Below are 15,053 nucleotides of genomic sequence, written 5' to 3' on the forward strand. Positions count from 1 at the left end.
TACAATGTAATTGTTTTGTAAGTCATTGACAATGAAAGAAAAATATGTAGTACTAACTATCTTTGTAGTAATCATTGCACATGTATATGGTAGGTTGGTAGTAATACCTTATATCATTATTTACTACGGTCTAACCTTTTTTCTTTCAATGCTTTATCTCTCTTTGTAGTAAAGTAGTATTAATAATTAGTATTGTAACTTTGAATAAAGGGATTTGGAACAATCTTGCGTATATGATAAACATACATTGGATTGCCACCTATCCTTTTGGATTTCCGTAAGAAACCAGCCTTTTTCAAGGCTTCTCCCATTCTCCTTTCACTTAGGTTAAGCGTTGTATATCCACGCAAATAGTTTAGGATTTCAGAAGTGGTCATATAACTTTCTTCGGTTGCTGCTGGCTTTTCCATGCCTTTAAGAAGCATTTCATACTCAACAGTCTGCACTTGAAAACCTTCGCTCTCTTGATGCAGTTCAGCTATTTCTTCTTCATTGAACCAGTAATGATAGTCAACTCTCCACAATTCAACTGCCTCGGAGTACACCTTGTTGATATTAATCCCTTTAGCTGCGTCAATATCAATGTGTTCAACTTCAAAAGGTAGAAAGCGACGACTGCCTGTCGGATCTGTTAGAAAATCATTACCATTAACAGATGCCATAAAGCTTGCTAAGTGAGGATACTCCTCAATGTAAGTGTCGTATGGTCTACGATATTTTACTCTTGGTGTCGTTATCAGATTCTTCAATTCATTTTCATCTCTCTTATTGAGTGCCTTTAGCTGGTCGTCAATATTGATAAAAAGATATTCCGCAATCAGTGTTTGTACATCTTTTCCTTGTGGGTCAATCTTGCCTGTGAAAAGATAACTCTTCAGTTCTTCTGGACAGAGTAAATCAAGGAAAGTTGTTTTGAATTTTCCTTGTTCACCTGTAAGAACTAAACATGTATGATTACGACACTGTAAATCATCCATAGCATTAGCTACGACAGCAACAAGCCATTTTACAAAATAATGCTGCCATTTATCAGGATTTCTCACCACAACACAATTTGCCAACCTTATGATTTCAGATTCATCTTCACCTTTAGGCTTTGGAAGATTCAACAAATACTCACGAATCGGGTTAACTTTATTGCAAAAGTCGCTCTCCAATATTGCTCGAATATTATCAGCTGGAGTATATATTCCCAAAGTCCCATCTACCAGCCGACGCATAGAGTTAATATCATATTTAGTAAGAGGACGAAATGAAGTATTAGAATCTTGTTCTCGAAACTCTGTTCTACTTTTAACTGTATTAAAACGAAAAGCATAATGCTCTTTCAAGAATTGTTCTATGCGTTCATTCTTAGATTGCTTGGCTCGCCCTTCTGTTCTTTCCTTTTCCATAATGCATATATTTATAAAAGGGAAGAATCAGAATGTTTCTCAGAAATAAAAGCTTTTGCCTCCTCGTTGATTTCGGCAACAGTCTTTTTCTTACCTCCTTCAATCCATGCCAATAGCTCATCTTCAAAAAAATAGAGATGCTTACCATTCTTATAACAAGGTAGTAAGCGTTTTCGTACTAAGGTGTAAACTGTTGGCTTGGCTTTCCCTATTAGTTTACACGCATCATCTATTCCAATAGGAATACGTTTGGGAGGGACAACAGGTGTTTGTCCTTTACATACTAAATTCTTGATTTCAGCAACTTCACTGACTAAGTGAGCAACTGCCTTTGGCAAGTTCTCAAAAGTGATTTCATTTTGTACCATAATACTCGTTATTGATTTTTACGGTGCAAATGAAAAAAGTGTTTCCTCTGTGTCCTAAGACACTGAAGAAACACTATAAAAACACAATAGGTTTGTGTGTTATTCTATTATTTGGTGGTCTGAAAGGCTTTGTACAATAGGTATAGTGCCTTTCTTCTCATCATCACGAAGATGGCTTTTTATGCTTCCAACTTCTACATCTTTGAATGTGGTGGCAAAAACCTGCTTAAGGAACTGCGAAATTTCATCTTGTTTGCCAACTCTAAAATGGTTCCATATATTCCAACCAAAATGAAACAGGTCTAAGGCAACTAAACCTTTGATATTAATTGGTTCAACGTGTGATAGGGGAAGCTTAGCGGAGTACAACTCTATATATTCACAAAGTCTAAGCAAATCTTTGTCAGAAACATAAGGTGCGAATTGCTGTTGAGTATATTTAATAGCTATAGCACGTTTATCTTGTACTTTCTGGTCCATTAACTTTTGTTGCTGTTGCCGAATTGAGTCAAAGTTCATTGATTGTTGCTGTTGTTCGGAAGATGGACTGCCAACACCGTCTACTACTTGTCCTAACTCAATGTCGGATGTATTATCATTTGTTTTATCTTCTTGTTTCTTTGGAAAGAAAAACTTGACTAGTGCCGTAAATAGTCCCTCTACCAAGATAGACAATATAGAATAAACGATGATGCCTATGGCGACAACACTCCAAAAGACTATTTGTGCAGTAAATTCATCAACTCCTAAGCGTAAGGCAACCACTCTTGCAAACAACGCAATGATGACACAAACAACAAGAACGGACAGATATACTACAATATGTTCAAAATATTTGGTATTCATATTATATTGTCGAATTATGTTTTATCATTTTCAATATCTATTTGAATAGCATTGGCAGCTTTATTTTTCTTTTCATCGACAACCTTTGCATATACTTGAGTTGTTTTGACATTTGTATGCCCAAGCATCTTGCTTACAGTATAGATGTCTGTGCCGTTTGTAAGTTGAAGGGTAGCAAATGTGTGCCTAAAACAATGAAAGCTGAGGTGCTTCTGAATACCAGCTTTCTCAATCCATGCCCTTAATGGGCGAGAAATCCAAGAAGGATTTGGTAACCCTTCAAAAACAAGTTGTTCTGGTTGTCTTGGTTCTCCACAAAGTTTAAAAGCCTGCTCTGAGATGGGCATATACTCCACCCCTTTTGTCTTTCTCTGAGTAAAGAGAAGTTTGACTTGGTTTCCTTCTATGGCTATTTCTTTCCATTTTAGTTTTTGAATATCGCAATGTCTTAATCCTGTCAGAGCAGAGAATAGCGCAGCTCGTTTAAGTACATCACGTTCACAAGGGGTATTAGCTAACTTATTCAGTTCATCAAGAGTTAAGTATTCCCTTCGGGATTCTTGTTCCTGTATGCCTTTGATTTTTGCAGATAAATCTATAGTCAAATATCCGTCTATGAATGCTTGTTTGAGTGCAGCCTTAAAAATAGAAAAATACGTGGAAGCTGTGTTTCGTGATATTGTTCCTTTTTTACTTCCACCGCAAGGAGCGGATAACAAGAAATACTTGAAATCTTCTGCCAATCTATTATCTATCTGTGAAAAGAGTAGCGTGTCTCCAGCAAACATTTTCAACAAAACATGTACTCGTTCCCAGTTTGTTTGAATTGAAACAGAACTATTACGGTGTCGCTTGTCTGCCACCTTATCAAAGTACTTGATAAAGTTTTGTTGCAACCGCTCTTTCTGTTCCGCTTGTGCTGTTTCTGTGTCACTATACAAGCTTGCATTATCATATTCACGCTGCCGTAATTTTCTAACACTATCTGCATAAATACAGGCCTCTTGGTCTATCTCACTTTTACACAATATAATTCCATTCAAATCTCGTTTAGGTTTGAATGTTTGGGTCGCTTCGGTAGTACGGGCTGTTCTACTTTTATCCCAAATAGGAGTAGTGATTGTTCTGTTTAGATACTCTCGCACTCTCTGTGGAGTATCTTTGCCAGCTACTCTCACAGGATAGCTTTCTATATACAGGTACCATTCTTTTCGATAGACACTCTTTCGCAATCGTACTGTTGCTTTTGTATTGTCAAGTTCCTTTCTCATTATATATGTGGGTTAGTGTTTATACAAATTGTCTATCTCTGATTTCGGGGCATAGACATAATTACCAATCTGCCTTGTTGGAATAGAATATTTGCGAATATGCAGATATACAGTACTATCATGGATGCCAAACTTTTTGGCTATTTCTCCAATCGTATAACAATCTTCAGGCTCAAGCCGATAAGTCTTTAGTGCCGATTGTTTTTCTTTCCTTCTTTCATCGTAAGGACGTAGATTAAAGCGTTCTTGTAAATCAGCTTTGCAAATACGTATCATCCTTAGTCCGAGGTTATAATAACGGACTTGTTTATTCCTGATTAAGCGATAAAGGGAATCTCGTCCAATATCAAATAATGCAGTTGCATCAGCTATTGAGAGATAAGGCTGGTTCTTCGGAACTCTCGCTGCCTTTTCTCTTTTCAATGCATCCAACTGTTCTTTCTTTTTCCTTTGCTTATATGCTGCTTGAGAACAGTTCTTAGAGCAGTATTTGGAGGTTAGCGTCTTTGCAATAAAAGATTTACCACAAATTCCGCATTTCCGCTCTATTTGAAATTTTGCACTCGCCATACTATTTGTATCTATTTGATTATCAATTTATCTTTTAAATTAAGTCGCACTTTATCTCCCATTAAGTCGCGGCACAAATATGGTACAAATATAAGCACAAAAACGATTAAAAACGATAAGATTTAATTATTATTAAGAAATAAAAATCCCAGTAACTTATTATGTTACTGGGATTTACTTATTTTTAATTAGCGTTTATTAGCACTTTTACTTCACTTCCTCAAAGTCTGCATCTTGGATGGTGTCATCCTGCTTTGGCTGCTCCTGCTGACCAGCGTCTGCGCCTGGCTGAGGACCTGCCTGCTGACCGCCTGCTTGGCTGTACATCTGCTGTGATGCTGCCTGCATTACGGTGTTGAGGTTGTTGATAGCTGTGTCGATGGCTGCAACGTCAGCTGACTTGTGAGCGTCACGGAGCTGCTGGAGAGCAGACTCGATACCTGACTTCTGGTCGGCTGGAATCTTATCACCGTTGTCCTTCAAGAAGTTTTCGGTGGTGAAGATCATTGAGTCAGCCTGATTCAACTTGTCAATCTTCTCACGCTCTGCCTTGTCGGCTGCTGCGTTCTGCTCAGCCTCAGCCTTCATACGGTTGATTTCGTCCTCGCTCAAACCGCTTGAAGCCTCGATGCGGATGCTCTGCTCCTTACCTGTTGCCTTGTCCTTAGCAGATACGTTGAGGATACCGTTAGCATCGATGTCGAATGTTACCTCAATCTGTGGAACACCACGGCGAGCTGGAGCAATACCTGTCAAGTTGAACTGACCGATAGACTTGTTCTGTGCTGCCATTGGACGCTCACCCTGCAGAACGTGGATAGTAACCTCTGTCTGGTTATCAGCTGCGGTAGAGAACACCTCGCTCTTCTTACAAGGGATAGTAGAGTTAGCATCGATAAGCTTTGTCATCACACCACCCATAGTCTCGATACCGAGGGTCAATGGAGTAACGTCGAGCAATACGATGTCGCCTACACCGCTCTCCTTATTAAGGATAGCACCCTGAATAGCTGCACCAACAGCAACCACCTCATCTGGGTTAACACCCTTTGAAGGCTCCTTACCGAAGTAGTTCTTAACCAATGTCTGCACTGCAGGAATACGGCTTGAACCACCTACGAGGATAACCTCATCGATATCTGATGTCTGCAACTTAGCGTCGCGGATAGCATTCTGGCATGGAACGAGACAAGCTTGGATAAGGCTATGTGCCAACTGCTCGAACTGTGAGCGAGTCAAAGTCTTTACCAAGTGCTTTGGAACACCGCCCTCAGCAGTGATGTAAGGCAAGTTAATCTCTGTAGAAGAAGAGCTTGATAACTCAATCTTAGCCTTCTCAGCAGCCTCCTTCAAGCGCTGCATTGCCATTGGATCCTTTGTGAGGTCAACACCCTCTTCAGTCTTAAAGCCATTAACCAACCAATCGATGATTACTTGGTCGAAGTCATCACCACCAAGGTGAGTATCACCATTAGTAGAGAGCACCTCGAATACACCGCCACCGAACTCAAGGATTGAGATATCGAACGTACCACCACCAAGGTCGAATACGGCAATCTTCATATCCTTATTAGCCTTATCAACACCATAAGCAAGTGCTGCAGCAGTAGGCTCGTTCACAATACGCTGTACGTTAAGACCTGCAATCTGACCAGCTTCTTTGGTAGCCTGACGCTGTGAGTCAGAGAAGTAGGCAGGTACAGTGATAACTGCATCAGTTACTTCTTGGCCGAGGTAGTCCTCAGCAGTCTTCTTCATCTTCTGCAGAATCATTGCAGAAATCTCTTGTGGAGTATATTTGCGGTCGTCAATCTGTACACGTGGATAGCCACCTTCATTAACAACCTTGAATGGAACACGTTCAGCCTCTTTCTTACACTGCTCGTAGGTCTCACCCATGAAACGCTTAATAGAGTAGATGGTCTTCTCTGGGTTTGTGATAGCCTGACGCTTAGCAGGATCACCTACCTTACGTTCGCCACCCTCAACGAAGCCTACAACAGAAGGTGTTGTACGCTTACCTTCGCTATTTGCAATTACAACTGGTTCGTTACCTTCGAATACAGCAACACAGCTGTTAGTTGTTCCTAAGTCAATTCCTATAATTTTTCCCATAATATGTATATTTTATTTTTTATTATTATCAATTCTTATTGTGTTTCCTGCTTTCGCAGTACGTGCACGACCCAATAAATACAAACGATATGCCAACAGAAACAAACTGACAGAATGACGGACAAAATGACAAATCATACATAATTGATACCTTTATATTATATGGATTGATAGTGTAACCTACCATACTTATAATACAAAAAAACTGTGTCAGCATTCATTATAAGAATGCTGACACAGTTACATTATATTTAAATACAAACAGCCTTATTTTACACTGAAGGTTGTTACTTTCATATCATTCTTCTCATTTCGTTTATCAGGATCTCCCAAAGAGATGCCATACTCGCCAGGTTTCAAGTTCTCAATAACTATATAGTAAGAGCTCTGACCATACTTCTTAGCTTTAAAAGTAATCTGCCCAAGAGAGTTTGTTTTAGTTGCAGACAGCGTACCAGCTTCAGACAACTGTGCTCTTCGTTCCTTACCTTTTACCTCGAATGGAAATATATTAATAAATGACTCTGGATCGGTTGAATTATTTGCAGCCTTAATAATAAGACGAACATCTTTACCAGCAGGCACAGATACAGAAGAAGTAGGACCACTCAAAGTGATACGTGTCTTTACTTTTCCAATACCAACAATATATAACGATGCACCAGCTTTTGTTTTAATAACACCAGACTCTCGTGGTAGTTTCTGATACTCCGTGTCAGAAGTAAGCAAGTAAGTTTGATCAGCAAACTCTGGTTCAGGAACCGAAACTTTTTGTGCAAAAGATGTTGTCAATCCTAACAACATAAACACAATTGTGAAAATATACTTTCTCATACAGTTATAATTTTTGTTGGTTACAAAACCATAAATTTAAATCGATAAAATATAGAATATACTTTAATTTTATTATAAATTAACATTATTATGCCTAACCAAAAACATACTACTGTTTGGGCACATACTATAATGCCTAAATTGGAATTTCGCAGAATGAAGCTATTCATAATATTCTGCTGAATAATTATCGTTCAGCTATTATGACATAACAACATAAAGGGTCTGATTTAATATGATGTCTAAAACGTAACTGACAGACGTCTGAAACAAGCGTGACAGATATCTGAAACGCAACTGACAGATATCTGAAACAAAAGTAACTTATATCTGTGTTATTCTATTTGGTTTATGAATACCTATAGGCTCTGCTTACAATGTAGCTAACTACTATTAACGGCACTCCACCTTATTTATTTCTCTAACCATAGGAACATAGAAAATAGAAAGAGAAGATACACACATTCAGGCATATCCTCTCTCTCTATTATTCACTACTGTTCCAGAGCCAGAAAAAGCAGTCTGCAAACAGCTTGTTTTCTAATTTACATTACATATTGTCGCAGCTTTCATCTTCGTGAACTGCCACCTTAGCATCTTTGGTAGTTTTAACAGCCTTATAGCCAAACTTCTGAAACGAGTCTTGAAGTTTCTTTTCTGTAGTTTTAGCCGCATCGTAGGTAACAAATACTTTCTGTGCTTCTATGTCTGTCTTTATTTCCTTGACACCCTTTTCAAAGCGGAGGTTACCTTTTATTTTATTTTCGCAGTTCTCACAGTGCATCTGTGGAGTAGTTGTGAAAATAACAGTCTTGATGTCTTTTGCCGATGCAGTAATGGCTACCATTGCTAACATCATAATAATTAAACTTTTCTTCATCGTACTTTTATTTTTAAGTGAAGCCTTACCAAACCACCAGAGTAAATTTGTTGGGGCTATGTTGTTTACTATATTTATCTATGCAGTGTACTATATCTATTTTGACAAACGATTTCCAAGATTCACACGAATACTAACGTAGCCCATTGCACCTTGTACTGGTCCATAGACTAACGTAGGTTCAAACGTTTGTGCCCATGGTGTGTGATAGCCTATAATAGGATTTTTTTGCTTGTAATTAGTAAGATTTTCGCCACCCACTTGTATAGAGAAATGACGGAAGTTGCGAGTTATCTGTGCATTTAACTGTCCGTACGCCTTATAGTTAGAAGCCCACGATGGTGTTCCTGCAGCTGTTGTGTAAGGTGTTGGCATACGCCCGCTGCCATTTAGGGCAAATGTAGCATCAAATTGCCATAGTCCAAGCGGTGTTTTATAGCTTGCAGTAAGCAACCCCTTATATCTGCTCTGCAAAGGCTTAGATAGCAACTGTCCGCCGTAGGTAGTTTTTACAAGATTGTAGCGATAAGCAGCTGTGAGTTCGAAGCCGCGAAACACAGGATAAGATGCATCTATTTGGAATGTATGCGAATAGCTCTTACCATTAAGATTGCATATATGCAACTCCAACGGATTAGAATCGTAATCAATAACCGTTTGATTGGTAAAGTGCGTATAATAGTATTCTGCGTTCAGCTTTAAATTCTTGTTAAACAATGGTATATTGAAAGCCATATTCGCTCCATAATTCCATGCAGCTTCTTGTTTTAACGGCTGGTCGATGATGAGACGACGTCCAGAAGCCATTAGATAGTTATATTCTGCCAAAGCATGTGGGCTTCGATATCCTTTTCCAGCGGAGAGACGAAGCGTTAAGAAGTCGGTAGCCACCCATTTAACATGGAAACGTGGTGTAGCAAACGTTCCATAAACATTACTATGGTCTACACGGAATCCAGCCATTGCAACAAGCCGATTGTGCAAATTGAGTGTATACTGAACGTATGCGCCGGGAGTTGTTTCGCTTTCTACGTCATCTTTCAACGGATACAAGTTACCATAATTAGCAGGAATAGCTGTAGGATTGAGCAATGAAAGATTTTGGCGCAGATAGTCGTGGTTTAAACTAACGCCAGTAGATAAATTGTGTACTTCGGCAATATTAGTTTCGAAAATCAACGAAGCGTAAGCATTTTTCTCGTTCACATCGTAATGCTTAATGCCATAGTCTGCTCTTTGTTCGTGTAGCGACACATTTCCCATAAATGCAATATTAGTGCCGTGTTTTGCGTTGAGTATAAAGGCATGCTTCATATACCCTTCGTATCTATTTGTACCTATATTAATACGATACGGAGTAGCTCCAGCAGCAAGATGGTGCGAGTGGTTAGTTTGCCCACTAGTTCTATCTTCTTTTAAGAAACTCAGTCCAGCATGTAGCATATAATTGTTCTTTTTCCAAAACCATCGATTCTGAAGATTGTACTGACGCACTTGTGGGTCGTCTTGAAATCCATCTCCATTGCCATCGTGATGACTCCAGTTATTTTCAAAGTGGGCTAAAACCTCTGTGCTAAGGTTCTTGTTTCCACCAATGTGCAGATTTGCATCGGCATTAGCTTCAAACTTTCCCATTGTGCTTCCATATACATTAATAGTAGCACCTTGTTCGTCCTCAGGTTTCAGATACTCTACATTAATTTGTCCCGTCATAGCCTCATAACCATTCTTTACCGAAGAGTTTCCTTTACTAACTTGTATACTCTTCATCCACGAACCAGGAACATAGCCTAAGCCGTATGGCAAAGCTGCGCCACGAAAGTTAGGTAAGTTTTCGGTAAGCATTTGCACATACGTTCCACTCAAACCAAGCAATTTCACTTGTCGTGCACCTGTTGTAGCATCAGAGTAGTTTACATCTACCGATGGATTATTAACAAAGCTTTCGCCAAGATTACAGCAAGCAGCCTTAAAAAGTTCGTCGCGCAAAATATCTTGTCCGTTAATAGCTCCGCCCAATGTACGCACAGTGGCGCGACGTGCTGTAACGGTTACGTTCTCGAGTTTTTGCTCTTTCATTGTTGTTACTGTATCCGCAACTTCGTTCTGTGCAATAGCAGATACAGAAAATAGCAGGGAGGTTCCCGCGAGTATAATATTCTTGTTCATATATTTTAATTTAGTGAATATAACGATAGTAGCCAACAAACCTGCCATTAGCAGTTTATTGGACCAATGAAACATTAATAACAATCACTAAATTAAATTAATAGCACGGTAAGCCGCTGTAGATATTGTCGTGGTGGACTATGCCAAGAATACAACAATAGTCGTATGGGCGATAATACGAAAAGCAGTATGGGCAAAGCCATTAATAGCGTTACAAAAGCTACAAGTAGCAACTGTTGCATAGGCTGCATATCGAAATGTAACGGAGCAGCTTGGTTCAATTCGGCAAGCTTTTGTATATGCACTGTCATACAATGGTCGCTAGAAGTTTTCTCACAACCCTTGTTGTTCGTTGGCATTTTGCCTACAGTTACATTTCCTGTATGTGCACATTGCATCACTACAAAGCCTGTTGCTGTCCATACAATCATAACAGACAGTAACAACAATAGTAGTATGTGCATTACTCTTTTCATTGTAAGTGCAAAATTACAATTTAAAACCTTATCTCTATAAAAATTAAATATACTTTAACACTGATAACGCCACAATAATAGTTAAAGCTATAAGATTTTGATTTATATCACCATTACAAGTGCATACAACTGTAATGTGGCATTTTTAGCAAAAAAAAGCACAGATATTCATCGTTAATCATAATTTTACCGTAATTTTGTGGCTATTAAATAATGGTAAAATTAACATTTAAGGTAAAAGATTATGAAGAAGATAAGAGCAGCAGTAGTTGGCTACGGTAATATAGGGCACTACGCACTTGAGGCACTCGAAGCAGCTAAAGACTTCGAGATTGCTGGTATTGTACGACGTCAGGGCGATAAAGACAAACCATTAGCGCTATCTCCATACGAGGTTGTAGACGACATTGCAAAACTAAAGAATGTAGATGTGGCAATTCTTGCAACACCAACACGTAGCTGTCCTGAATATGCAGAACGTATAGTAGCATTAGGTATCAACACCGTAGATTCGTTCGATATTCACACAAGCATATTGGACTATCGCACAAAGCAGATGGAACACTGCAAGAAAACTGGAAAAGTGAGTGTAATTGCTGCTGGTTGGGACCCAGGTTCTGACTCGGTTGTACGCGTGCTAATGGAAAGTTTGGCACCAAAAGGCATATCTTACACTAACTTCGGCCCTGGTATGTCTATGGGACATTCTGTTTGCGTACGTAGCAAAGAAGGTGTAAAAAATGCTCTCTCTGTTACCATTCCATTAGGTGAAGGCATTCACAGACGTATGGTATATGTTGAATTAGAAGATGGCGCAAAGCTCGACGATGTTACAAAAGCTATCAAGGCTGACCCCTACTTTGCCCACGATGAGACACACGTGTTTGCAGTTGCAAGTGTAGACGACTTACGCGATATGGGACACGGTGTACATCTTATTCGTAAAGGTGTAAGCGGAAAAACGCAGAACCAACGCATAGAATTTAATATGAGTATAAATAACCCTGCATTAACAGGACAGATACTTGTAAATTGTGCACGTGCAACTATGCGATTGACTCCGGCTTGCTACACAATGCCTGAGATACCTGTTATTGACTATCTTCCAGCTTCACGCGAAGAGGTTATCAACACATTGGTATAACACTCGTTCCACACACTATTATATATCGTTGCATCTTTAAAACAGAAGCAACGATATATAACTTAACATAAGTAAACTTTACTGATAAAACAATATCTACACAGAAACAATAAAAACAACAAATTGTAGAAATAGAGAGAAATGGAAAAGGCATTAAAGAACTTTATCTCGCAATTCCAACAAAAAATACCACAGCTTATCAGTCTATCGGTTGATTATGACAAGGTTTCAAAGAAATTAAAACAATACCACATTAACTTAGAATCGAAATCGCTACATAAGCTCTGGGGATATATACAAACTAAAGAAAAGCCATCTAAAAAGACATTAGACAGACTTGCTTTATTTGCAGGTTTTCAAACTTGGGAAGATTTGCTGACAGCTATACATGGTAACTGCGATGGACAATTAAACTACAAAGACAAAAACGATAAAAAATAAATAGAATATAGATTCTATAGAAAAAAGATGGGGAGTTGCAAGCAACACATACAGTTTATATTTATCTCATATTAGGCATACGGCTAAATCCAAGACATAACTCCCGACAGGACTTGCTCCATCTCATAGAAAGTTATTAAGCAATTCACTTGCGGGTAGGTGTTCTCTCCCCACACACGATAATCTAAAATCATCCGAAGGAATCTCAGTTTTCTATTCCTCCCATTCAGTGTATTCGTCTGACAAGCCAAGCACGGCAATCACCACAGGAGGCTCGTGTGCTACCACGATTCATTTCGTGTGGTATTGTTGCCACTTTTAGAGTTACACATCTATGATGCAAACTGCTAATTGGAAATTACTTTTACTGAAAGGGTGGAACTATCATCATCAGAGTTCATTATAAAATACCTATTTTGAGGTATTGTATCATTTCCTTACCTTTTCTATCTTTGCACCGAATAAATTTCATTATTATGATAAGAAATAAACACGACATACCACAGGGATATGGGTTCCCGTTAAGCCAAGCGAGGGTGGGTGAAATATTATAATGAGAGAAGGTTTCATGAATCGTTAGATAATCTTACACCCAAAGATGTATATTTAGGGCAAGGGGAGAAAATAAAAAAGATAAGAGAAATAATAAAGAAAAATTCAATCAAAAAAAGAATTTTTGATAATAAAACAATGAAATATCAGAGTAAATAACTACATTTGCAGTTGTGCACTTTTGTTTGACAACGTACTATCCCACACCTTAAGAGTGTAATAACTTGTGTGCATTATATTATTCAAGGGAGAAATAGAAACTCTAAAAAACAAAGTATCATTGAAATGACTATTCTTTAGTTTCTTATTATATGGGGTTACGATACAGTAAACACTATCATCATAGTTATATTTATCATATTCAACTATTATTTGGTATGGGAGTTCTGGGTGATTGTTTCCAGTATCATCCTTTTTTGTTAGCTTGATTGCGTGCATGTTCATGAAGTTGTCCCATTTAAATCCCTTTTCAACAAAAATACTTTTTACATGTAATAGTGGGGACACTTTATATTTTACATCCTTGACAAATACACCATTATTTTTGGATTCCTGTTTAGTTAAAGAAAACATTCTTGCTCCATCATAGCCATATCCATAATAACCAATTGATATATTTAAGACTTCAAGAAATAATACACACAATGCAATTATCAGGAAACATATAATAATGACTTTTTTTTTCATTTTCATATACAAATAGGATTAGGTGATACATCATTAAATAACATAATCTCTGCAGATTTCTGTATATTGGTCGAGTGGTTCTGATGTCATTTGCTTTATGATTTCGCTACTATAAAGTTACTGATAATCAGCAACTTGACCAAATACTATTAATTGTATTAAGTTAATTAACTCTCTCATTTTCAAACGATTATATTGGAATTAACGAAGTATTGCTTTTATTCTAATCCAAAAAATCATTTTTGTATTTGTTTCTTATCGTAATAACATCTAATTTAATATGTTACCGTTTTTACCTCAGGATGGTAAATGGACTTCTTAACTTATCGAATCTATTAAAAATATTTATCAAGTTATACTTTGATGTAATCCAACCATAATTCTGATTTTGAAATCCTTGTAGAGATTTCTCTATCACTACTCCTGTTTCAAATACTCTAGTTCCATTTTTATAAAGAATAAAACTACTGGTTACTGTTGACAAATCGCCACCAGTATAGATAAACTTACATCTTTTCTTTAGAATATTTAATATAGATATATCATCTGTAAATAGTTTATTACTACATAAATCACCTTTTATCAACTCATAATCGTCATTGCTTAATAACAAATAAGCCTCCCATTTTCCTGAGTTAAAATTGAAATTATTTAATGGGTTAATTGATTGTCCTTTAATATAATTCTCTGTTGAACTTTGGATATTTGGTGACAAATCCAGTATAACAGGGTAGCCAGTAATTAGAGCTAACCCTCCATAACAAACTGCACATAATAAGCAGACAACAAGAACTATTCTTTTTAAAAATTTCATTTCCATCCTCCTTTCTTAGTTACAATATTTCCGTTAACTTTAACACCATCAAGCCCTTTATAATTGTACGTTGTCAAACAAAAGTGCACAACTGCAAATGTAGTTATTTACTCTGATATTTCATTGTTTTATTATCAAAAATTCTTTTGTTGTTTGAATTTTGCTTTATTATTTCTCTTATCTTTTTGATTTTCTCCCCTTACCCTAAATATACGTCTTTGGGTGTAAGATTATCTAACGATTCATGAAACCTTCTCTCATTATAATATTTCACCCACCCATCGATAGCATTTTCCAATTCAGAGGGACAAAAATAATGATTTAGCTTAATCACATTTTTCATTGATCTATGATATCGTTCTATCTTTCCCTGCGTCTGAGGATGCAAGGGTTTGCCATGGATATGCTTGATATTATATTCCTAAAGACAGCTACTACCAAAAGAAAAAGAAACACAAACTATCTTGTAAACGAGCTGGTATAGAGCCAACG

General features: G+C 37.6%; 14 protein-coding genes and 1 pseudogene. 2 read left to right on the top strand and 13 right to left on the bottom strand.

The window, feature by feature from the left end:
- Positions 1-179 precede the first annotated feature (179 nt).
- The 10 genes from HMPREF9144_RS08315 to HMPREF9144_RS08360 all read right to left on the bottom strand — a co-directional run bounded on the left by HMPREF9144_RS08315 (position 180) and on the right by HMPREF9144_RS08360 (position 10,911).
- On the bottom strand, positions 180-1,394 hold the full coding sequence (locus HMPREF9144_RS08315) for a virulence-associated E family protein (RefSeq protein WP_006045515.1): 1,215 nt from the start codon (positions 1,392-1,394) through the stop codon (positions 180-182).
- 11 nt (positions 1,395-1,405) lie between these two features.
- Positions 1,406-1,762 (bottom strand): helix-turn-helix domain-containing protein, encoded by a 357-nt coding sequence (locus HMPREF9144_RS08320; protein WP_006045516.1) that lies wholly within the window; start codon positions 1,760-1,762, stop codon positions 1,406-1,408.
- Between the two features lie 99 nt (positions 1,763-1,861).
- Entirely contained in the window at positions 1,862-2,608 is a 747-nt protein-coding gene (locus HMPREF9144_RS08325) for a hypothetical protein (RefSeq protein WP_006045517.1), read from the bottom strand.
- Positions 2,609-2,622: 14 nt separating this feature from the next.
- Positions 2,623-3,879 (bottom strand): site-specific integrase, encoded by a 1,257-nt coding sequence (locus HMPREF9144_RS08330; protein ID WP_006045518.1) that lies wholly within the window; start codon positions 3,877-3,879, stop codon positions 2,623-2,625.
- Positions 3,880-3,891: 12 nt separating this feature from the next.
- Entirely contained in the window at positions 3,892-4,449 is a 558-nt protein-coding gene (locus tag HMPREF9144_RS08335) for a helix-turn-helix domain-containing protein (protein WP_006045519.1), read from the bottom strand.
- A gap of 207 nt (positions 4,450-4,656) precedes the next feature.
- Complete coding sequence (dnaK, locus tag HMPREF9144_RS08340) at positions 4,657-6,564, bottom strand: molecular chaperone DnaK (RefSeq protein ID WP_006045520.1); 1,908 nt, start codon at positions 6,562-6,564, stop codon at positions 4,657-4,659.
- A gap of 267 nt (positions 6,565-6,831) precedes the next feature.
- Complete coding sequence (locus tag HMPREF9144_RS08345) at positions 6,832-7,398, bottom strand: hypothetical protein (RefSeq protein WP_006045522.1); 567 nt, start codon at positions 7,396-7,398, stop codon at positions 6,832-6,834.
- Between the two features lie 550 nt (positions 7,399-7,948).
- Entirely contained in the window at positions 7,949-8,278 is a 330-nt protein-coding gene (locus HMPREF9144_RS08350; protein WP_006045523.1) for a heavy-metal-associated domain-containing protein, read from the bottom strand.
- 96 nt (positions 8,279-8,374) lie between these two features.
- On the bottom strand, positions 8,375-10,447 hold the full coding sequence (locus HMPREF9144_RS08355) for a TonB-dependent receptor plug domain-containing protein (protein ID WP_040595665.1): 2,073 nt from the start codon (positions 10,445-10,447) through the stop codon (positions 8,375-8,377).
- A gap of 92 nt (positions 10,448-10,539) precedes the next feature.
- Positions 10,540-10,911, bottom strand: a complete 372-nt coding sequence (locus HMPREF9144_RS08360) for a hypothetical protein (protein ID WP_249031177.1) — start codon at positions 10,909-10,911, stop codon at positions 10,540-10,542.
- Between the two features lie 256 nt (positions 10,912-11,167).
- Here HMPREF9144_RS08360 and HMPREF9144_RS08365 point away from each other — a divergent pair, with 256 nt between their 5' ends.
- Positions 11,168-12,067 carry a diaminopimelate dehydrogenase gene (locus tag HMPREF9144_RS08365; protein ID WP_006045526.1) on the top strand — a complete coding sequence of 300 codons (900 nt, stop codon included), beginning with the start codon at positions 11,168-11,170 and terminating at the stop codon, positions 12,065-12,067.
- Positions 12,068-12,208: 141 nt separating this feature from the next.
- A complete protein-coding gene (locus HMPREF9144_RS08370; protein ID WP_006045528.1) occupies positions 12,209-12,508 on the top strand; it encodes a hypothetical protein in 300 nt (99 codons plus the stop codon).
- A 711-nt stretch (positions 12,509-13,219) separates the two neighbouring features.
- Here HMPREF9144_RS08370 and HMPREF9144_RS08375 read toward each other — a convergent pair.
- The 3 genes and pseudogenes from HMPREF9144_RS08375 to HMPREF9144_RS13790 all read right to left on the bottom strand — a co-directional run.
- On the bottom strand, positions 13,220-13,747 hold the full coding sequence (locus tag HMPREF9144_RS08375; RefSeq protein WP_249031176.1) for a hypothetical protein: 528 nt from the start codon (positions 13,745-13,747) through the stop codon (positions 13,220-13,222).
- A gap of 292 nt (positions 13,748-14,039) precedes the next feature.
- Positions 14,040-14,561 carry a hypothetical protein gene (locus HMPREF9144_RS08380; protein ID WP_146739285.1) on the bottom strand — a complete coding sequence of 174 codons (522 nt, stop codon included), beginning with the start codon at positions 14,559-14,561 and terminating at the stop codon, positions 14,040-14,042.
- A 202-nt stretch (positions 14,562-14,763) separates the two neighbouring features.
- Positions 14,764-14,967 (bottom strand): annotated as a pseudogene (locus HMPREF9144_RS13790) (integrase core domain-containing protein); the annotation flags it as partial.
- Positions 14,968-15,053 lie beyond the last annotated feature (86 nt).

The sequence above is a fragment of the Prevotella pallens ATCC 700821 genome, from assembly GCF_000220255.1.
In the GTDB taxonomy this organism is placed as follows: Bacteria; Bacteroidota; Bacteroidia; order Bacteroidales; family Bacteroidaceae; genus Prevotella; species Prevotella pallens.

Excerpts from the sequence above, each read along its gene's own strand:
- HMPREF9144_RS08350 (WP_006045523.1), bottom strand. The coding sequence starts at position 8,278 with ATGAAGAAAAGTTTAATTATTATGATGTTAGCAATGGTAGCCATTACT.
- HMPREF9144_RS08355 (WP_040595665.1), bottom strand. The coding sequence starts at position 10,447 with ATGAACAAGAATATTATACTCGCGGGAACCTCCCTGCTATTTTCTGTA.
- HMPREF9144_RS08360 (WP_249031177.1), bottom strand. The coding sequence starts at position 10,911 with ATGCACATACTACTATTGTTGTTACTGTCTGTTATGATTGTATGGACA.
- HMPREF9144_RS08315 (WP_006045515.1), bottom strand. The coding sequence starts at position 1,394 with ATGGAAAAGGAAAGAACAGAAGGGCGAGCCAAGCAATCTAAGAATGAA.
- HMPREF9144_RS08345 (WP_006045522.1), bottom strand. The coding sequence starts at position 7,398 with ATGAGAAAGTATATTTTCACAATTGTGTTTATGTTGTTAGGATTGACA.
- HMPREF9144_RS08375 (WP_249031176.1), bottom strand. The coding sequence starts at position 13,747 with ATGAAAAAAAAAGTCATTATTATATGTTTCCTGATAATTGCATTGTGT.
- HMPREF9144_RS08370 (WP_006045528.1), top strand. The coding sequence starts at position 12,209 with ATGGAAAAGGCATTAAAGAACTTTATCTCGCAATTCCAACAAAAAATA.
- HMPREF9144_RS08365 (WP_006045526.1), top strand. The coding sequence starts at position 11,168 with ATGAAGAAGATAAGAGCAGCAGTAGTTGGCTACGGTAATATAGGGCAC.
- HMPREF9144_RS08325 (WP_006045517.1), bottom strand. The coding sequence starts at position 2,608 with ATGAATACCAAATATTTTGAACATATTGTAGTATATCTGTCCGTTCTT.
- HMPREF9144_RS08335 (WP_006045519.1), bottom strand. The coding sequence starts at position 4,449 with ATGGCGAGTGCAAAATTTCAAATAGAGCGGAAATGCGGAATTTGTGGT.
- dnaK (WP_006045520.1), bottom strand. The coding sequence starts at position 6,564 with ATGGGAAAAATTATAGGAATTGACTTAGGAACAACTAACAGCTGTGTT.
- HMPREF9144_RS08380 (WP_146739285.1), bottom strand. The coding sequence starts at position 14,561 with ATGAAATTTTTAAAAAGAATAGTTCTTGTTGTCTGCTTATTATGTGCA.
- HMPREF9144_RS08330 (WP_006045518.1), bottom strand. The coding sequence starts at position 3,879 with ATGAGAAAGGAACTTGACAATACAAAAGCAACAGTACGATTGCGAAAG.
- HMPREF9144_RS08320 (WP_006045516.1), bottom strand. The coding sequence starts at position 1,762 with ATGGTACAAAATGAAATCACTTTTGAGAACTTGCCAAAGGCAGTTGCT.